The organism is Sphaerospermopsis sp. FACHB-1194, from assembly GCF_014696235.1.
GTDB classification, from domain to species: Bacteria; Cyanobacteriota; Cyanobacteriia; order Cyanobacteriales; family Nostocaceae; genus Sphaerospermopsis; species Sphaerospermopsis kisseleviana.
The window spans coordinates 1-20059 of record NZ_JACJPU010000015.1 but is presented as its reverse complement, the minus strand read 5'-3'; the positions used below and the strand labels follow the sequence as shown (position 1 = coordinate 20059).

The 20059-nt window shown below is 37.7% G+C and carries 19 protein-coding genes and 1 pseudogene; 10 read left to right on the top strand and 10 right to left on the bottom strand.

Annotation, left to right across the window (positions count from 1 at the left end; genetic code table 11):
• Positions 1–14: 14 nt before the first annotated feature.
• The 4 genes from H6F45_RS11025 (at position 15) to H6F45_RS11010 (ending at position 6375) form a co-directional block, all read left to right on the top strand.
• On the top strand, positions 15–1409 hold the full coding sequence (locus H6F45_RS11025; RefSeq protein ID WP_190347190.1) for a VWA domain-containing protein: 1395 nt from the start codon (positions 15–17) through the stop codon (positions 1407–1409).
• A gap of 108 nt (positions 1410–1517) precedes the next feature.
• On the top strand, positions 1518–2126 hold the full coding sequence (locus tag H6F45_RS11020) for an FHA domain-containing protein (RefSeq protein WP_190347189.1): 609 nt from the start codon (positions 1518–1520) through the stop codon (positions 2124–2126).
• 262 nt (positions 2127–2388) lie between these two features.
• Entirely contained in the window at positions 2389–4131 is a 1743-nt protein-coding gene (locus H6F45_RS11015) for a protein phosphatase 2C domain-containing protein (RefSeq protein WP_190347188.1), read from the top strand.
• Positions 4132–4179: 48 nt separating this feature from the next.
• On the top strand, positions 4180–6375 hold the full coding sequence (locus tag H6F45_RS11010) for a serine/threonine-protein kinase (RefSeq protein ID WP_190347187.1): 2196 nt from the start codon (positions 4180–4182) through the stop codon (positions 6373–6375).
• A 34-nt stretch (positions 6376–6409) separates the two neighbouring features.
• Here H6F45_RS11010 and H6F45_RS11005 read toward each other — a convergent pair whose 3' ends face one another.
• Positions 6410–6658 carry a hypothetical protein gene (locus H6F45_RS11005; protein WP_190347186.1) on the bottom strand — a complete coding sequence of 83 codons (249 nt, stop codon included), beginning with the start codon at positions 6656–6658 and terminating at the stop codon, positions 6410–6412.
• Between the two features lie 9 nt (positions 6659–6667).
• Positions 6668–6820 (bottom strand): annotated as a pseudogene (locus H6F45_RS11000) (tetratricopeptide repeat protein); the annotation flags it as partial.
• Positions 6821–6991: 171 nt separating this feature from the next.
• On the opposite strand from H6F45_RS11000, the gene H6F45_RS10995 reads away from it, so the two are divergent.
• From H6F45_RS10995 to H6F45_RS10985, 3 genes are all read left to right on the top strand, one after another.
• Positions 6992–8695 (top strand): histidine kinase, encoded by a 1704-nt coding sequence (locus H6F45_RS10995; RefSeq protein WP_190347185.1) that lies wholly within the window; start codon positions 6992–6994, stop codon positions 8693–8695.
• A gap of 101 nt (positions 8696–8796) precedes the next feature.
• Positions 8797–9258 (top strand): BON domain-containing protein, encoded by a 462-nt coding sequence (locus H6F45_RS10990; RefSeq protein WP_096565443.1) that lies wholly within the window; start codon positions 8797–8799, stop codon positions 9256–9258.
• A 172-nt stretch (positions 9259–9430) separates the two neighbouring features.
• Positions 9431–9871 (top strand): CAAD domain-containing protein, encoded by a 441-nt coding sequence (locus tag H6F45_RS10985; protein WP_096565445.1) that lies wholly within the window; start codon positions 9431–9433, stop codon positions 9869–9871.
• Positions 9872–10085: 214 nt separating this feature from the next.
• Here H6F45_RS10985 and H6F45_RS10980 read toward each other — a convergent pair whose 3' ends face one another.
• Complete coding sequence (locus H6F45_RS10980; RefSeq protein WP_096565447.1) at positions 10086–11054, bottom strand: YegS/Rv2252/BmrU family lipid kinase; 969 nt, start codon at positions 11052–11054, stop codon at positions 10086–10088.
• A 600-nt stretch (positions 11055–11654) separates the two neighbouring features.
• Between H6F45_RS10980 and hemC the strand changes: the two genes are divergently transcribed.
• Both hemC and glgA read left to right on the top strand, forming a co-directional pair.
• Positions 11655–12623: a hydroxymethylbilane synthase gene (gene hemC, locus H6F45_RS10975; protein WP_096565449.1), complete on the top strand. Its 969-nt coding sequence runs from the start codon at positions 11655–11657 to the stop codon at positions 12621–12623.
• 128 nt (positions 12624–12751) lie between these two features.
• A complete protein-coding gene (glgA, locus tag H6F45_RS10970) occupies positions 12752–14137 on the top strand; it encodes a glycogen synthase GlgA (protein ID WP_096565451.1) in 1386 nt (461 codons plus the stop codon).
• Here the strand turns inward: glgA and H6F45_RS10965 are convergent.
• From H6F45_RS10965 to H6F45_RS10940, 6 genes are all read right to left on the bottom strand, one after another.
• Positions 14082–14321, bottom strand: coding sequence for a hypothetical protein (locus H6F45_RS10965; RefSeq protein WP_190347184.1), 240 nt, complete (start codon positions 14319–14321; stop codon positions 14082–14084). The two genes, glgA and H6F45_RS10965, sit on opposite strands and share 56 nt — an antisense overlap.
• A 133-nt stretch (positions 14322–14454) precedes the next feature.
• Positions 14455–14976 carry a hypothetical protein gene (locus tag H6F45_RS10960; protein WP_096565455.1) on the bottom strand — a complete coding sequence of 174 codons (522 nt, stop codon included), beginning with the start codon at positions 14974–14976 and terminating at the stop codon, positions 14455–14457.
• Between the two features lie 279 nt (positions 14977–15255).
• Positions 15256–15693 carry a hypothetical protein gene (locus tag H6F45_RS10955; RefSeq protein WP_137669267.1) on the bottom strand — a complete coding sequence of 146 codons (438 nt, stop codon included), beginning with the start codon at positions 15691–15693 and terminating at the stop codon, positions 15256–15258.
• A 375-nt stretch (positions 15694–16068) separates the two neighbouring features.
• On the bottom strand, positions 16069–16251 hold the full coding sequence (locus tag H6F45_RS10950; protein WP_096572553.1) for a CsbD family protein: 183 nt from the start codon (positions 16249–16251) through the stop codon (positions 16069–16071).
• A 334-nt stretch (positions 16252–16585) separates the two neighbouring features.
• Complete coding sequence (locus H6F45_RS10945) at positions 16586–16807, bottom strand: hypothetical protein (RefSeq protein WP_190347183.1); 222 nt, start codon at positions 16805–16807, stop codon at positions 16586–16588.
• A 45-nt stretch (positions 16808–16852) separates the two neighbouring features.
• Positions 16853–17206 carry a hypothetical protein gene (locus H6F45_RS10940; protein ID WP_096565459.1) on the bottom strand — a complete coding sequence of 118 codons (354 nt, stop codon included), beginning with the start codon at positions 17204–17206 and terminating at the stop codon, positions 16853–16855.
• A 353-nt stretch (positions 17207–17559) separates the two neighbouring features.
• On the opposite strand from H6F45_RS10940, the gene uvrB reads away from it, so the two are divergent.
• Positions 17560–19557 (top strand): excinuclease ABC subunit UvrB, encoded by a 1998-nt coding sequence (gene uvrB / locus H6F45_RS10935; protein WP_347237726.1) that lies wholly within the window; start codon positions 17560–17562, stop codon positions 19555–19557.
• A gap of 13 nt (positions 19558–19570) precedes the next feature.
• Here the strand turns inward: uvrB and H6F45_RS10930 are convergent, their stop codons facing one another.
• On the bottom strand, positions 19571–19723 hold the full coding sequence (locus H6F45_RS10930) for a hypothetical protein (RefSeq protein WP_190347181.1): 153 nt from the start codon (positions 19721–19723) through the stop codon (positions 19571–19573).
• Positions 19724–20059 lie beyond the last annotated feature (336 nt).

Genomic DNA, 20059 nt, shown 5'->3' with positions numbered 1-20059 from the left:
ATTAGGACATAAAAATGCAGAACGCTATTAACGTTAATATTACTCCCCATCGGGAATTTATGCCAGCAGACAGCACAGCACAAAAATTATTTGTGATGTTGAAATTACGTCCCATTAAAGATGTAGCTACAAGTCGCCCACCTACCACATTTACCTTTGTGATTGACACCAGTGGATCAATGTATGAAGTAGTAGCAGGAGATGTCAAACCTACAGGTATTACTTATCAACAAGATGGGAAACAATATGAACAAGTCACAGGGGGAAAATCAAAAATAGATATAGTGATTGAATCCTTGTTAGCATTAGTAAATTCAGGAAAATTAACAACAAGCGATCGCATTGCCATAGTCCAATTTGATGATAATGCTTCCCAAATTATTGGGTTAACCAGTGCTACAGAAGTCCAAAAACTAGAAACCGCCATTAACAACCTGAGAGAATTTTCCGGTGGTACACGCATGGGTTTAGGATTACGGAGTGCATTTGATTTGTTAAGTGAACAACAAATGACAGTCAAACGTATCCTATTATTTACCGATGGACAAACATTTGATGAAGATCAATGTCGGTCAATTGCTAATAATTTAGCCACTAATAATATACCAATTACAGCCTTAGGAGTAGGGGAAGAATTTAACGAAGATTTACTGACTCATCTTAGCGATTTTACAGGAGGAACATTACTATATATAGTACCAGGAATTGCCAAAGGTACAGAAACATCAATTTTAGATTTACCTCATAAAATCATCGCTGAATATAGCCAAGCCCAACAAGAAGTTATCACCAATTTAGCCTTAACAGTAAAAACAGTCAAAGGAGTAGAACTAACCCGCGTAGTTCGTGCTTATCCTACCCAAGCAGAATTTCCTCTCAATCAAGATCCTTATCCATTAGGAAATGCGATCGCTAATGACGAAACCATATTTATTTTAGAATTTACCATTAATAACCGCCCCGCCTCTCGTGTACGTATTGCCCAACTAGGATTAACGTATGACATTCCTGGGCAAAAAATCCGTGGTGAACTACCACCACAAAACCTAATTATTCAATTTATTCCCGGAGAACAAAATGTAGCCCAAGTTAATAAAGAAGTCATGGATTATGTACAACAATGCAACATATCTAACTTAGTTGATCAAGCTACTAGAATAGCAGAAAAAGACCCAGAAAAAGCCGAACAGATATTAGAAACAGCCCGACGGATGACAGTTAAAATCGGCAACACAGACATGACAGAATCCTTAAATAACGCCCAAGCAGAACTGCGTAAAACCCGAAAAATCTCACCAGGAACTCGGAAAACAGTCAAAATGGGTGCAAAAGGTAAAACCGTGAAAATGGGTGACGATATTAATGAAATGCCATCAGAAGAAGAAATGCGAAAACTCACAGGAACATAGTAATTGATAATTGATAATTGATAATTGATAATTCCTAATTCAGAGTTAGGGGTGGCTGTAAAACCTTGCACGAAAACAATTAATAATTGAAATTCAGGAGAAAAAACCATGATTACTTGTACAGCTTGTGGCTATGATCAAAACCCAGACAACTCAGAATTTTGTAACGCTTGCGGTTCAGAACTGCAAACTATCATCATACCCCCACCAATCACACCCCCACCAATCACACCCTCACCAATCACACCCTCACCAATCACACCCTCACCAATCAAACCCTCACCAATCATAGAACCAAGCGTAGCACCTACAGTCATTCAACCACCCCTACCACAACCTAACTATCCCATAATTACTAATACATTCACTACAAATACATCCACCAATGCTAAAATAATATGCAAACAAATTAACGCCCCCATTCCAGAATTTCTCATAGAGAATAACGCCATAGTAGGTATATTTGATCCTGACGTTGGACCAGTAGATATAGATTTAGAAACATTTTTTGGAGGAGAAACAGTATCTCGTAATCATGGCGAAATTTATCATGAACTAGGAACATGGAAAGTCAAAGATTTAGGTTCTACCAATGGTATATTTATCAAATCCCAAGGACAAACGCGCTTTAGTTCCAGAATTACCATACCCACCCCCTTAAACTCTGGTGATGAAATAGCATTTGGTAAAGTTAGATTTCTATTTCAAACCTTATGAAAAATATGAAAAATCAAACTTCCTTTTTCAAGTTAAGCTGTTGTGCATTTAATTTGTATAAGTGGAACAGGCATCTTGCCTGTTAAACAAGAGTTCAGAATATTAGGATTATACAATTTAGCTGTGTAACAGCTTAAAACTAAATACCACCTAAAAATACCCCCTAAAAATACCACCTAAATACCCGCAAAATTTAATAACCTAAAAATCGGGTATTTATTCTTATTCTCTTTGTAACTCTGCGTCTGGCGCGTGAAAAAAAATGAGTGAAATTACAAATCCATCGCCATTAATAATTCAAGAAAACATCTGTTGTCAAATCCAAAACCTGCAAATAGAAATCATCTCCTACTTAGGACAAATCACACCTGAGATTGATTACTTTCAAGTTAACATCATAGCTGCTGAAAAACCAGGGTTACTCAGAATAGGTGGAACTGACAGCGCCCTCAACCGAGAATTAGAATTAAGAAACCAATTAGGAGATTATAAATTAATTTCTCCACTCCTAGCGCACACCATAGAAGATCATATAAATATTCAAGTTTCTCATTTACCAATTGCTGATAACACAGAAATAGATACACAATCAGAAATTTTCAAAACAGAAACTTTAGCAGATGAATATTTAGCAGATGAAACTTTAGAAGAGGAATATTTAGCAGATGAATATTATCCAGAAACTGAAATCATCACCAACACATCCAATCAAAAACTCCTACTATTAACCTACCTTCCCCACGAAAATCAAACCTTAGAAACTTGGCTACAAACCGAACATACCCTAGAAAAATCATTATTAATTACCAGCCAAATCTGTCAATTATTCCGCTATTTACATCAAAGAAAATGGTGTATTATTAATATAATACCCCAATTTATGCAAATAGGAACACCCATCCAATTCTTTGATTTAACTAGCGCCTATCCTGTCGGTGAAAATCTCAATATTGGCTTAATGGGAAACTATTGCGCCCCTGAATTAGCATACTGTAAATATCCTATTCAAGAAACAATGAGTAGTTACACAGTAGCAGGATTATTATATCATATAATTCACAACCAAAATCTACCTAACGATCCCACTATAGAAATACAAATCAAACCCATTCCTCACCTGTATCAAATCCTGAAGATTTGCTTATCTCCCATCCCGGAAGAAAGATTTACATTAGAACAATTATTAACAATATTAGTTAATACCCGTCAAGAAATTAGCATACCAGATATTACTTGGGAAGTAGCCAGTTTGTCTACTGTAGGATTATCAATAAACCGCCTGAAGAATGAAGATAACTATGGAATTAAACAACAAAAAAACAGTGGTCAAGAAACTATAATTTTAGCTGCGATCGCTGATGGTATGGGAGGAATGTCCCAAGGAGAATTAGCCAGTAAATTAGCAATTAAAACCATATTAGAAACACCCATACCTCCAACAAATCAAACCAAAGAACAATATCAAGAATGGTTAACCTCCTTATTTACACAAGCAAATGAAACAGTATCCAACCAAGTTAAAGAAGGAGGAACAACCCTCAGCGTAATTTTTGCCATATCCCAACAATTGATGATCAGTCATGTGGGCGATAGTCGCATTTATTTACTACGTCAAGGAGAAATAAAACAACTGAGTCAAGATCATTCCCTCGTTGCCATATTATTAGCTAGTGGACAAATTACAGAAGCCGAAATTACCACACATCCAGATAGAAACGTCCTCACCAAATCCATCGGCGGAAAAAAGAGATTAAGCCATGATTACGTTCAAGATTTAAGACAAACAACCTCAGAATTAACAATGAAATTAGCAGATCAAGATATCATTTTACTATGTTCCGATGGTGTTTGGGACTTAGTTTCTCAAACTGAACTAGCGGAAAATTTCACCAATCAATCAAATTTACAAACAGCCGTAAATGCTACTATTAACCAAGTATTAGAACGAGGTGCATCTGATAATGCTACCCTGTTAGCAATACAATGTTTAGTTAGTTATCTTTAGTTAATCACCAATCACCAATCACCAATCACCCATTACTCATTAACATCTATGCAATGCCCCACCTGTCTCACTGATAATGTAGATCATGCTACTATTTGTATTGCTTGCGGTACACCTTTAACCCCCCATTCCCCTACATCAAATCTGCATTTATCCCCAGGAACATTAATTGGCAATGGTAGATATAGAATAGAAAATGTCTTAGGACAAGGTGGATTTGGTATTACTTATGCGGCAACATATTTACAAAATTCCGCAAAAGTTGCCATCAAAGAACTATGGCCAGAAAATGCAGCCAGACAAGGTAATACAGTTTTGTGGCCAATGTCAATTACTCCCGTACAGCGTCAAGAACAACTGCAAAGATTCCAAATAGAAGCCAACTATTTACAACAATGTGTACATCCAAATATCGCTAAAATTTATGAGTATTTCTTAGAAAATAACACTGCATACATGATCATGGAATTACTGGTTGGTAAATCCTTAGATCAGATATTAGCAACAGAAGGAATATTAGCAGAAAATCGAGTTAAAAATTATTTTCTGCAAATTGCTGAAGCTTTAAAAGTAATTCACAGTCATAATTTATTACATCGAGATATCAAACCCGAAAATATTATCATTGTAGATCCAGATCAAGCGGTATTAATTGATTTTGGTGCAGCCAGAGAATTTATAGCCGGTCAAACTGGAGATATGACTAGAATTTTAACACCGGGATATGCACCCTATGAACAATATATTCAAAAAGGTAAACGATTCCCTGGTACTGATATTTATGCTTTATGTGCATCAATGTATGAATTACTCACGGGAAAATTACCCACAGAAGCCACAGAAAGGGCTAGTGCATTTTTACAAAACAGTGCCTTAAATACATTAGTAACATTAGTAGATCCATTAATTGCACCGCGACAACTCCGCCCTGATTTAAGTCTTTTAATGGAAAAAGTCATATTAACAGGAATGCAATTTAGAATAGAAGATAGATTTCAAACTGCTAATGAATTAATAGCGGCACTCCAAGGTAAATTTATTTCTCCCCAACATCAACGGGCTAAAGAATTAGTAAAACAAGGTAAATTAAATGATGCAGTCCAAGCATATCAAAAATATTTGTCAGTTGAACCAGAAAACGGGGAAGCAGCCGTAGAACTAGCATTATTACAAATATATATTGATGAACAAGAAGCAGAAATAGATGCTCAAAATGCCATTAAATTACAAGCAAATGATGGCAGAGGATACGGAGTTTTAGGATTGATTAATTGCCGTCGAAACAATTGGCAAGAAGCGGTAAAAAATTTACAAATAGCTGTTAATTTATCTCCTAATGAAACTTGGATACAAGCTAATTATGCGTGGGCATTAGCTAAATCTGGTAATTTAGCAGCAGCCGAAAAAACCATAGATACAGTATTAAAAATCCAACCAGATTGTACTTTTGCTTTAAGTTTGCAATCATGGATATATGTACAGCAACAACAATGGAAGTTAGCGATCCGTAAAGCTACTCAAGCAATATTTAAATTAAATAATCAAGTAAATAATCAAGTAAATAATCAAGTACAAAATCAGCTAAATCATCATGAAAAGCAATTACAAACTAACTTACAAAATAGTTTATATCCTTATTTAATTATTGCTTTAGAAAAAGCCGTTGTCACTAAACAAGCTAATGATGTAGATAGAAGAATTGCAGAATTTATTCACCAAGTACCTAATAGTAGTATAGCTTGGGGTTTAAAAGGTTGGAAACAAGGGAATCAATACTTATGGCAAGATGCACTTATCAGTTTTGAAAAAGCTGCCCATCAAACATCTCATCAAACATCTATTCCTGGTTGGGTATTACTTAATTATGGGATTACTCAAGAGAATTTAAAAAACTATCAAAGTGCTATTCAAATATATGAAAATTATTTACAAACATTCCCACCCCTAGCCTTTCCTTACTTTCGTCTTGGTACTTTATACGCCCAAATAGGAGTATGGAATCAGGCTAAGTTATATCTAGAAAAAGCCATTAAATGTAATGGCAATTATGCAGAAGCATATCATAATCTAGGTTGGGTATTAATGAATATTAAAAATCAAGATGGGGAAATAGAAAATAGCAGAGAAATGTTATCTGCTTATAGTCAAGCTATCAAATTATATACCTTGTCTGCAACGTCCCCAAGATTGCAACTATCCGCAAATATTAAACAGGCATTTCAATTAATAGGTGTGAATATTTAGGGATTACTTAGTAAATAGGGTTTGCTGAATAAACCTAAAACCTTGATATATCAAAGGTTAGAGGCTGATAAACACAGAAATTAGTGCAAGGGTTTTGAAGGGTATACCGGAAAAAGTGTGCATTTTTGGGGATTTCAAGAGATGGCAAAGAAATTTTCAAATCTCCTCCTGACTCCTGACTCCTGACTCCTGACTCCTGACTCCTGACTCCTGACTCCTGACTCCTGACTCCTGACTCCTGACTCCTGACTCCTATGCCCTCACGGAAAGACTTTCTCAGCAACCCCTAAATAGCTACACCACGGGATAAATAAGCACCTGCATAGTCTGGTTTGAGAGCGATCGCTTGACTAAAATAATCAATAGCCTGTTTGAGATTACCTTTTTCTGCTGCTGCTACACCCCAAGTATAAAAGTCTTCTGGTTTAGCTATTTGTGCAGGTAATACCACGGCTCACTCGATTTTCTTATAACCAATGGCATAAATATAACTTCATCCAAGAGATTGATGATACTTGCATTCAAAAACGTAGTAATAGAGTTATGGCCTTAAAGTCATTCAAAAATAACAGGAATATCAAAAGATTTCTGTTTTGCTGTTGGAGGAATATAAAGCATGGTTATAGGTATAGATAGGCGTGCTGTAGGCGTATTTCCAGATCGCCATGATGCTGAACAGGCGCTACATGAATTGAGACATTCAGGCTTTCCAATGGAAAGAGTTTCTGTTATCGCTAGACATCACGAAAATGAAGAAATTGCTGGTCATCAAGTCCGTGAGAAAGTTGGTGATCAGGCGGAAGAAGGTGCAACAATTGGGGCAATTTCTGGTGGTGTTTTAGGTGGTATAACTGGTTTATTAGTAGGACTAGGAACGTTAGCTATTCCCGGAGTCGGTCCAATTATGTTGGCTGGTGCTACAGCTACAGCTTTAATAACAACCCTTGCTGGTGCTGGTATTGGTGCCGCGGCGGGAGGTTTAATTGGTGCGTTAATTGGTTTAGGAATTCCCGAAGAAAAAGCCAAAATTTATCATGATAGAGTACAGAGAGGAGAATATTTAGTCATTATTGATGGCACAGATGCGGAAATTGCTAGAGCTAAAGAAATTCTGCATCATTGGCGAATAGAAGAATTTGAAGTTTATGATCAACCGGATGGTAAACAACCAACTACAGAAGTTGTTCATCAGGATGTAACTGTTCCTAGAGAAACAACTGTTCCTAAAGAAACAACTGTTCTTAAAGAAACAACTGTTCCTAGAGAGACGACTGTTCCTAAAGAAACAACTGTTCATAGAGAAACGACTGTTCTTAAATATGCAATTGGCTATTTTTCACTGCTGCAAGATGCGGAAACTGCTATTAATGATTTAAGAAATGCAGGTTTTCCCTTGAACCAAATTGCTTTAATACACAGAGAACGTCAACACAGAGATGCTTTTGGGGGTGTTCATTGGAGCGATCGCTTTGAGTCTACTCGTTTTAATATTCCCGATCATCAAACTCAGTTTTACAACGAACGCATCCATCAAGGAGACTATATCATTATCGCTGGTGGTACAGATACCGATATTCACCGGGCTGCAACTATTCTCAACCGACATGGAATTAAACAATGGCAAGTTTACGAAGCAAATGGTCATGTAAAAGCACCTTCGCCAGCACCTTTACAAACTACTAAAAGAGCAGTTGGTGTATTTTCCCATCGTCGTGATGCAGAAACAGCACTCAGAGACTTGAGAAATGCTGGTTTTCCCATGAACCAAGTTTCCCTTATTGCTAAAGACACAGACAACAGTGAAAAAAGGAATTTAGAGGGTAATAAAGCAGATGAAGGACTAAAAGCCGGTGCTGCTACAGGTGGTGCAATTGGTGGTATAGGTGGTTTATTAGTTGGTTTGGGAACTTTAGCAATTCCTGGAGTTGGACCTGTCATGGCTGGTGGTGCGGTAGCAACTGCTTTAGCCACAACCTTAACCGGTGGTGTTGTCGGTGCAGCAGTGGGAGGTATTGCAGGGGGGTTAATTGGTTTAGGTATTCCTGAAGAAAGAGCGCGAGTTTATAGCGATCGCTTCCAAAGAGGTCATTATTTAATCATTGTTGATGGTACTCAAGTACAAATTCACCAGGCTGAAACTATCCTCAAAGGTTTGGGAATTGAAGAATTTGATATTTATGATGCCCGTGATGTCAACGAATATCAACCGAGTGAACATCAACGCAGTTTTGAAACTGTCAAACCTACAGAAACCGTTCATGGTGATTTTGCTGGAGAAGCACCAGTAATTATTATTGACCATCGCCAAAAAACAGTTTAATTCCCATTAGTTTCACCACATTTGAGGAGCAATAAAATTAACAGTTTAAATTTTGCTCCTGCCTCCTGAATTTTGCTATATCAAAATCAAACAATAAACCAATGAAAAAGTTAACTTCATTCTTAATAGGTTCACTTTTACTTTTTAGTGCTGCTTGTGATAATACCGCTAAAACAACTGTGACTGCACCTGAACCGGGAGAAGGAGAAGTTCCAGTCAGTCCAGCAGCAGAAACCAGACAAGAAGCTAAAGAAGACGCTCAAAGTGAACTTCGCAGAAGACAACTCAACGCTGATATTCGCGCTCGTGAAGAACGAAATCTGCTAACTACTGATCGTACAGAAAGAACAGCAGCAGACTTAGCTAGTGAAGTCCGTTCTAAGTTAGAAGCTAATATTCCTGGTGGTGCATTAACAGTTAAAGCTACCGATGATGGTACTGTTACTGTATCAGGGACTGTAAATAATCAGGATCAGTTAGCTAAAATTGAACCTTTGGCTAAAGAAATTAATGGAGTGAGAAATGTAATTGTTAATGCAACAGTCGCACAACCAGGAAGGTAAAACTGCTCACAATTAATATCTGTTAATATCTCTAAGTTGATGGACTGAAATAAGTTTTTCTGGTCAATCCTCAGTAATCAAGATACAAACTGAAATATTTTTGACTTGGTATTCTGAGTCAAGACTGTTATATTGATTTACGTCCAGTCACTTATCAACACTGTTGTGCCAAATGGCAAACATTATGGAAACTCAACAACAGCAAGACTCTGCTACTTCCGTTTCACCACCAGGGGTATTATCTCTTGAAGGTGCAGAAACTGGAAATTTGCCTAAACTGCAACCAGCTAAAGCGCCTAACAGTCAATGGCAACGAATTAGCTCACAAATAGTTGACTTATTAGATCAACTACCAAATTATGTGGGTAGTTTTTTTGCTAAAAATCAGCAAGCTATCTTAACAATTGTGTTAATTTTGTCTGCCTTTGTTACGGTTAAGGTGGCGATCTCCGTTTTAGATGCTGTTAATGGTGTGCCTTTATTAGCTCCCATTTTTGAGCTAATTGGCATATTCTATGCTATGTGGTTTGTCTTCCGTTATCTCCTGAAAGCGGAAACTCGACAAGAATTATCCCACAAAGTTAGTGCATTCAAACAACAACTTTTAGGTTAATCATAGGTTAATAATTCAGAAGTCAGAAGTTCTGAATTTGGGATTTTAGATTTTGGATTTTGGATTGTTTTCATTTAGCACAATCTAAAATCTAAAATCTAAAATCTAAAATCTAAAATTTTTTATTTTTTTGCCCTATACCATAAAATTGTGATAAAAATTGATAATTATTCGCCCGAATGCTTTGCCCCTAAGACTCCTGACTCCTGACTTTTTATGTAGATTCCTCTTTTATTTCTACAGTTAGGTTAGGTAAACCATCTAATTTTTCTGTGGGAATTTCTTCTTTTACATAAGGAACAAAAACCGTTAACCCTGCTGGGATACATTTAATTTCTACAGGAGTTGTACCTACTATTTCCCCATCTATAACTACTTTTTGCGGTGGTTTTGTGGTGATTTTAAATTGTTTAGCTCGCAAATAACCAATATCATCTCTTTTCACTGGTGTACCTGTAGCAGCAGTTTGGAATAAATGAAATGTGGCAGCGATCGCACCTGTTTTAGTTTCTGGAGCTACTATTGTTAAATCTAATAATCCATCATCATAAATAATCCCGGAAGGTCCTTGAGCTAAAACAGAAGTTGGAGGTGCTGCATTTGCTACCGTCACCGCTGATGCAAGAGTTTGAATGATCTTATCTTCTGTTTCAATTTCCACAGCAAATCTTTGTAAATTTCCCAGTTCTTGAATACCAGCTAAGATATAAGCTATCATCCCAAAACGATTTTTAGTTTCTCGATCTGCTTTTTCTACAGTTTCTGCTTCAAAGCCAATACCTGCTAATAATATCATTGGATGATCATGACAATAAGCAACATCTACTGTGCGAGTTTTACCTTGTAAAATGGTTTGACAAGCTGCGGCAATTGTATTAGGAATATTTAATGCTGCGGCAAAAGCGTTTGCTGTTCCTCGTGAAATAATCCCAAAAGGTATATCAGTATTAACTACTGCTTCCGCTGCTGCTGATAATGTCCCATCTCCCCCAGAAACAATGATCGCTTCTACTCCCCTTTCTACTGCTGCACGTGCGAGTTCATCAGCATCAACTTCTTCAGTGGTGAGATAAATATCTAAATCAATTTCTGGTTCTAATATTGACCTAATTTGCTCTAATTCAAAGTCTGGATCACCTTGACCGGCAACTGGGTTAAAAATTAAACAAGCAGAACGAATCATAGAGATAATTGATAATTGATAATTGATAATTGATAATTGATAATTGATAATTGTTTCAGTAATGGTCAATTGTTCATTGTTCATTATTGAATATTAGCATATCTTGAAAATTTCAACTTCTCTCTCAAGACTACTTTGGTTGATGATTTACTACAATTTATTTTCCTGTTTCCTATTCCTTTACCTAAACTATAATTTCTCAATGTGTAAATTTAATGTGTAAATTTATTTTGATCTCACGAAATAAATAAAATGATCTGAGACTTGATATGATTGAACCACAAAGGGCGCAAAGGACAGAAAGGGAAGAAATTTTCAGAGATTTTTTAGTGTTGCTGCGGTTGTTTTTTCTTTGATTGAGATAGTCCTCATCAATCTTTGTTGTAGTATCTAAAAAAAATCTGCATATAGGTAGATGCGGAAAAATAAAATATGTAAAAATATACATAACGTTATACATAACGTTTTATCAAACTGGTAGCCGCTGTTGATATAAGAAAAATGTAACCGAATGTAAAGAGAGTGATTCCATCCGGTAAGTCACTTGCTGCGGTAGTCTAGATCAATGTGAATTTATCGCCTGGTTTGACAAATTGTTTTATGACTTCAGTTTCTAGCCCTCCACGCACTATTCGTATTGGTTCACGTAAAAGCCAACTAGCTCTAGTTCAAACATACTGGGTAAGAGAGCAACTTCAGAAAAGTTATCCTGATATCAATTTTGAAGTCCATACCATGTCTACCCAAGGCGACAAAATCCTGGATGTAGCATTAGCTAAAATTGGTGACAAAGGATTATTTACCAAGGAACTCGAACTGGGAATGATCGAGAAAAGTATTGATTTTGCCGTTCATTCCCTTAAAGATTTGCCTACCAACTTACCAGAAGGTTTGGCACTAGCAGCAATTACAGAACGGGAAAATCCAGCCGATGCGGTAGTATTCCATGAGCAATACAAAGGACAAACTCTGGAAACTTTACCAGCAGGTGCGGTGATTGGTACATCTTCTTTAAGAAGACTGGCACAACTACGCCATAAATTCCCCCATTTTACCTTTAAAGATGTGCGGGGAAATCTGAACACACGCATGGCTAAGTTGGATGCGGGTGAATATGACGCTTTGATTTTAGCCGTAGCTGGTTTAGAAAGATTGGAAATGAGCGATCGCATTCACCAAATTTTACCCCCTGATATTTCCCTGCACGCAGTTGGCCAGGGTGCTTTAGGTATAGAATGCCGTGCTGATGATGCTGAACTAATCACCATTCTCAAAGCTATTCAACATCCCCAAACACGCGATCGCTGTTTAGCAGAACGATCTTTTCTGCGCTCTTTAGAAGGGGGTTGTCAAGTTCCCATTGGTGTCAACACAGAAATCAATGGTGATAATTTAACACTAACTGGTATTGTAGCTAGTGTAGATGGTCAAAAACTGGTAAAAGATACCGTTACTGGTTTAGCCAAAGATGCAGAACAACTGGGAACACAACTAGCCAATACCTTACGTCAACAAGGTGCAACTGAAATTTTAGAAGAAATCTTCACCGAGATTAAACGCGGATCATAAAGGGAATGGGGACTGGTGACTGGTGACTGGGTAATCAATTTTATCTTTACCAATTACCAATTACCAATTACCAATTACCAATTACCAATTACCAATTACCAATTACCAATTACCAATTACCAATAATTATGCGAATTTTATTTGTTGCAGCGGAAGCTGCTCCCATTGCCAAAGTAGGTGGAATGGGTGATGTTGTCGGTGCATTACCAAAAGTTCTCAGACAAATGGGGCATGATGTACGGATATTCCTGCCTTATTATGGCTTTCTGCCAGATAAGATGGAAATTCCCAAAGAGCCAATTTGGAAAGGCTTTGCCATGTTCCAGGACTTTTCAGTTTATGAAAGTGTCCTCCCTGGAACTGATGTTCCTTTGTATTTATTTGGACATCCTGCTTTTTCACCCCGTCGTATTTATGCCGGAGAAGATGAAGATTGGCGTTTCACTTTATTTGCTAACGGTGCGGCGGAATTTGCCTGGAATTATTGGAAACCGGAAATTATCCACTGTCACGACTGGCATACAGGGATGATTCCGGTATGGATGCACCAAGATCCAGATATTACCACTGTGTTTACTATTCATAACCTTGCCTATCAAGGACCTTGGGAATGGTATTTACGGAAAATTACTTGGTGTCCCTGGTATATGCAAGGACACAACACTATGGCCGCAGCGGTGCAGTTTGCTGACAGGGTAAATACAGTTTCCCCCACCTATGCAGAACAAATCAAAACTCCTGCTTACGGTGAAGAAATCGAAGGTTTATTGTCTTTTATTAGTGGCAAGTTATCAGGGATTATTAACGGTATAGATACGGATGTTTATGATCCGGCAACTGATAAATACATTAATCAAACTTTTACTACCGATACCTTAGATAAACGCAAAGCTAACAAAATTGCCTTGCAAGAAGAAATGGGATTAGAAGTTAATTCTAGTGCCTTTTTAATGGGTATGGTGAGCCGGTTGGTAGAACAAAAGGGTTTAGATTTGGTGATCCAAATTCTTGACCGCTTTATGGCTTATACAGATGCTCAATTTGTGTTGTTGGGAACAGGCGATCGCTATTATGAAACCCAAATGTGGCAGTTAGCATCCCGCTATCCTGGCAGAATGGCCACCTACCTTTTATATAATGATGCTCTTTCCCGTCGCATCTATGCCGGTACTGATGCTTTCTTAATGCCAAGTCGTTTTGAACCTTGCGGTATCAGTCAAATGATGGCTTTACGTTATGGTTCTGTTCCTATCGTCCGCCGTACAGGGGGATTAGTTGATACTGTCACCCACCACGACCCCGTAAATACCGCAGGTACAGGTTATTGCTTTGACCGCTATGAACCTTTAGACCTATTTACCTGTATGATTCGGGCTTGGGAAGGTTTCCGTTACAAACCCCAATGGCAAGAATTACAACAACGGGGTATGAATCAAAACTTTAGTTGGTATGAATCTGCTAAACAGTACGATAGTCTATATCGTTCCATGTATGGTTTACCACCAAACGAGTAGGTGACTGGGGACTGGGGACTGGTGACTGGGGACTGGGGACTGGGGACTGGGGACTGGGGACTGGGGACTGGTGACTGGTGACTGGGGACTGGGGACTGGTGACTGGGGACTGGGGACTGGGGACTGGTGACTGGGGACTGGGGACTGGTGACTGGGGACTGGGGACTGGGGACTGGGTAATCAATTTTATGTTTTTTAATCAACTATTATATATCTCAAGAACAGAGAGAAAAGACTGGGAATTAATTCCCAGGCGGTTCAGGAAGCTAATCGAGTATGTTGTAAGATGTAAGGATTGAAATCTTTACCCATAAACCTTACTTCCGACCACCCAACCATTTAGCCGCCGCAATACCGATAATTCCTGCCACAATAGGATTACTCAAAAACTTAATAATTCCTGGTTGTTCTGCTAACACATCACGGAAAACATCAGGATGATTATGATAAGTAAAAGATGCAAGCGTACTCACATCATCAGCAGTCATGCGGTTAGGGTGATGGGTAGAAAGATTTAACTGCTGTTCTAACCTTTTCTCATCCAGTCCTCGTTCCTTTAATTGTTTGAAAAATGCTCTTGCAACATCATCTCTTTCATTCGGTTTAATTTGAGAAATGGCCTTTTGTAATTCCGGATCCATTTGACTGGGAGGGATACGTTCTGGATGCAAAGATTGATTAAATAAATGTCTTCTTTGATCCTTGGTTGTGCGTTGAGCAAAATCATCAAAGGTTTCGTACTCATCCGTTGTCATGGCGTTGGGATTATCCAAAGATTCTACATTTCCCTGCGCCAAATCTTGTAAAATATTACGTCTATATTCTTCACTACTTCTCACTTTAATTATCTCCTATATTTTAGGGTTTTTAATTTCCTAATATTTGAAAAACAATCCTCCTAGCTAGGGGTTGCTGAGAAAGTCTTTCCGTGAGGGCATAGGAGTCAGGAGTCAGGAGTCAGGAGTCAGGAGAAGATTTGAAAATTTCTTTGCCATCTCTTGAAATCCCAAAAAATGCACACTTTTTCCGGTATACCCTTCAAAACCCTTGCACTAATTTCTGTGTTTATCAGCCTCTAACCTTTGATATATCAAGGTTTTAGGTTTATTCAGCAAACCCTAGCTATACCTAATTTGATTAGTCTGAGCAACATAATCAGCAGTCAAAATTAGTTTTTTATCAGGACTATATACCAAAACCTTCACATCCTGATTAGGAAAATTCTTTCTAAAACCTTGTACCAAAGAACTCGCTAAAGGACGCACTTCATTAGGACTAACTTGAGGAGAAATAACCACACCTAGCTTATTATTATCTCGCACATAAGCATCAGTAATTAACCCCTTAGAAGTTTGTACAACCCAATTACCAAAATTTTGCCCTGCGGGAGTATTACCACGTTCTAATTCAGCATAAGTCACATCTCTTCCCACCGCTGGAGTCGTTGAGCGATCAACTTCTGCAACTCTTCCCCCACCACAAGCAGAGGTTAAAGTTAATATTAAAATCAAGACAAAAGCAGTCAAAATTTTACGACTCTCCTGAATTAGATTCATAATTTTTCTCCTCAGACAAATAAAAATTTAAGTCCTATTTTTAAGTCCTATTTTCAGGAAGGTTCGTAGTTAGGGCTTTAGCCCTAAAAAATATGGGAATTTAGCGATAAATCGCTAACTAGGGGTTGCTGAGAAAGTCTTTCCGTGATGGCATAGGAGTCAGGAGTCAGGAGTCAGGAGTCAGGAGGAGATTTGAAAATTTCTTTGCCATCTCTTGAAATCCCAAAAAATGCACACTTTTTCCGGTATACCCTTCAAAACCCTTGCACTAATTTCTGTGTTTATCAGCCTCTAACCTTTGATATATCAAGGTTTTAGGTTTATTCAGCAAACCCTAACTACGAACCTATAGGGATAAATCGCAACTACGAACTATTAATCAAGCTTTTTCTTGACGTTATCTTTGACATCTTCTACAGCGTGACGTACTTCGCTTTCTGCTTGTTTAGCTTTACCTTCTGTTTTATCTTCTGGATCTCCAGTAACGTTTCCTAATGCTTCTTGTGCTTTACCTTCAATATTTTTTGCTGTAGCTTTTGCTCTTTCTTCTAAAGTCATTTGTTGTCCTATTTGTTTGCAATTACTATTCCACACTAGCGGTAATATAGGCTGATTACTTCCACCATCAGGTATACAGTTGATGTTAAATATCTATACAAAAAGGAATAAATAGGGGTTGCTGAGAAAGTCTTTCCGTGAGGGCATAGGAGTCAGGAGTCAGGAGTCAGGAGTCAGGAGTCAGGAGGAGATTTGAAAATTTCTTTGCCATCTCTTGAAATCCCCAAAAATGCACACTTTTTCCGGTATACCCTTCAAAACCCTTGCACTAATTTCTGTGTTTATCAGCCTCTAACCTTTGATATATCAAGGTTTTAGGTTTATTCAGCAAACCCTAAATAAGCAAATATTCTGATTCTTGATTTTGGCATTTTTCCCATAAAAAATCCCAGTTTATGAATAAGACTGGGAAAAATTGAAAATGACCTCTCTCTTCAAGGAAGAGGATTGAAAAAGCGGATTTTTTTTGGTTTTTTCCCCTGGAAAGGGGAGCTTTTAAACCGTATGGCTGACGCTCACGGCGGAAGTCTTGAATGAAACAATTATCAATTGTCAATTGTCAATTATCAATTGATAAAAGTATGAGGATAATTTTGGTAAATTAGTCTAGAAAACCCATCAAAATATCAGAGTCATCAATTGTATTTGATGCTACTGGACGATTACCAAAAATTGAATAGTTTTCGGAAACTACCAACGCACTAGAACCGATGGGACGATTTCCGGATAAGTTGATACTGTTTACAACGCTGAAGGTATTGGCACCAATGGGACGAATACCCATTGCATTATATGTTTCAACTACTTGTAAGCTACTTGTACTGATAGGACGTAAACCAGCAATTGATACTGTTCCTGCAACTTGTAACCCACTGCTACCAATAGGACGCTCCCCAGCGACTACAATTGTTCCTTGAGAAGCTTGTTCTGTATTACCTTGGTTATTTTCTTCCACTTTTTTATCTCCTTTGCTGCTAAGATGCTTTGTAAACTAACGCATCTAGCTGGTTACGTGAATTTTACAATAATTAAGGAAAGGTATTTTTTCCTAATATATGTAGAGTTTAACTCTAAAAAACAACCCATATATATAAGTTTCTTCAAAAGTGATACATAAGTAAACTTAAACTATTAATTTATGTAAACAAGTATTGCTAAATCTTGATTGCTTTCAGATCCCCGACCTCTTGAGGACTGACGCAGCGTAGAACAGAAGTAGGGGTAATTCATGAATTACCCCTACGCAAGAAATGGTAGACCATATAGGATGTCGCTACTATAGGAAAGGGTAGATTTAACGAAACAGTGATCATGGAATTTAATCTGCAAGCTCCTTTTACTCCAACAGGTGATCAACCACAGGCGATCGCTCAACTTTTGAAAACCATCCAAGCGAGTAATCGTTATCAAACTTTACTCGGTGCTACGGGAACGGGTAAGACGTTTTCTATCGCCGCAGTTATTGAAAAAGTTGGTAAACCTACCCTAGTTCTGGCACATAATAAAACCCTAGCAGCCCAGTTATGTAACGAGTTACGGGAATTTTTCCCCCATAACGCAGTCGAGTATTTTGTTAGCTATTACGACTATTACCAACCAGAAGCTTATATTCCCGTCACTGATACCTACATCGAAAAAACCGCAGCGATCAATGATGAAATAGATATGCTGCGACATTCTGCAACTCGTTCTCTGTTTGAAAGGCGTGATGTAATTGTTGTTGCTTCCATTAGTTGTATTTACGGTTTAGGGATGCCCGCAGAATACCTCAAAGCCGCAATTAAACTAGAAATAGGTATGGAAGTTGACCAAAGGCAAGTTTTAAGAGATTTAACATCTGTGCAATATAGCCGCAATGATGTAGAAATGGGAAGAGGTAAATTTCGCGTTCGTGGTGATGTTTTAGAAATTGGGCCAGCTTACGAAGATAGAATAATTAGAATTGAATTTTTCGGCGATGAAATTGACGCAATACGTTATATTGATCCTATCACTGGAGAAATTCTCAGCAGTTTAGAAAAAGTCAATATTTATCCTGCGCGTCACTTTGTCACCCCAGAAGAACGTTTAGAAATTGCTTGTGCTGATATCGCTGCGGAATTAAAATCACAGAAATTAAAATTAGAAGAATTAGGAAAATTAGTAGAAGCACAAAGAATAGATCAACGGACTCGTTATGATCTTGAAATGTTAAGAGAAGTGGGATATTGTAACGGTGTAGAAAATTATTCTCGTCATTTAGCAGGGAGACAAGCGGGAGAACCACCAGAATGTTTAATTGATTATTTTCCCAAAGATTGGTTATTAGTAATTGATGAATCTCACGTTACAGTACCACAAATTCGCGGAATGTACAACGGTGATCAAGCACGGAAAAAAGTTTTAATTGATCATGGTTTTCGTCTTCCTAGTGCTGCTGATAACCGTCCTTTAAAAGCTGAGGAATTTTGGCAAAAGGTTAATCAATGTATTTTCGTTTCTGCAACTCCTGGAAGTTGGGAAATTGAAGTTTCTGAAGATAAGATTGTAGAACAAGTAATTAGACCTACTGGAGTAGTTGATCCACAAATATTTGTTCGTCCCACGGAAGGTCAAGTTGATGATTTATTAGGAGAAATTAAGGATAGAGTTGATAAAAAAGAACGGGTTTTAATTACTACGTTAACTAAAAGAATGGCGGAAGATTTAACAGAATATTTGGAAGAGAGAGGAATAAAAGTTAGATATTTACATTCTGAGATTAATTCTATTCAAAGAATTGAAATTTTACAAGATTTAAGAAATGGGAAGTTTGATGTTTTGGTAGGGGTGAATTTATTGCGGGAAGGTTTGGACTTACCAGAGGTTTCTTTGGTGGCTATTATGGATGCAGATAAAGAAGGTTTCTTGCGTGCAGAACGTTCGTTAATTCAAACTATTGGCCGTGCAGCGCGTCATATCAACGGTAAGGCAATTATGTATGCTGATAATTTGACGGATAGTATGATTAAAGCGATTGAAGAAACTGATCGAAGACGGGGTATTCAAATGGCTTATAATAAACTGCACGGAATTACTCCAAAACCCATTGTTAAGAAATCAAGTAATGCAATTTTATCATTTTTGGATGTTTCCCGACGGTTGAATGCGAGTGATTTAAAAGTGGTTGATGAACATATTGATGAATTTGCTTTGGAGGATATTCCAGAGTTAATTACTGTGTTGGAAAAACAGATGAAAGAAGCAGCGAAAAAGATGGAGTTTGAAGAAGCTGCAAAATTGCGCGATCGCATCAAGCATTTAAGGGATAAAATGTTGGGTAGGTAAACCTAATTTATAATTAGCGCACTACTAACTTCTTCTGAATAGCAGCATCTTGAATGACATATTTGTTGCTAGTAAACACCTGAATACCTGGAACAACACTATAATCCATATCATCAGTAATAATCTTAACTGTTCCTGCTCCTGCTTTGCTAATAGCTTCAAGCATCAGCAAATCATAACCATCAACTGCTTGAGTGGTAAATCTGTTAATAGCGGCATCAGTTGTTGCGTCATCTACTGTTAGATTAATAGGAATTGCGATTTTTTTTACTTGTCGCCAAGTAAACTGGACTTCAGCTACAACATTTGCTCTTTCGGTTGGATAATTATGACGATATTCTTTAATTGGTAAATATCCATTAGATTGAACATAAATAGGGGTTGCTGAGAAAGTCTTTCCGTGAGGGCATAGGAGTCAGGAGTCAGGAGTCAGGAGTCAGGAGGAGATTTGAAAATTTCTTTGCCATCTCTTGAAATCCCAAAAAATGCACACTTTTTCCGG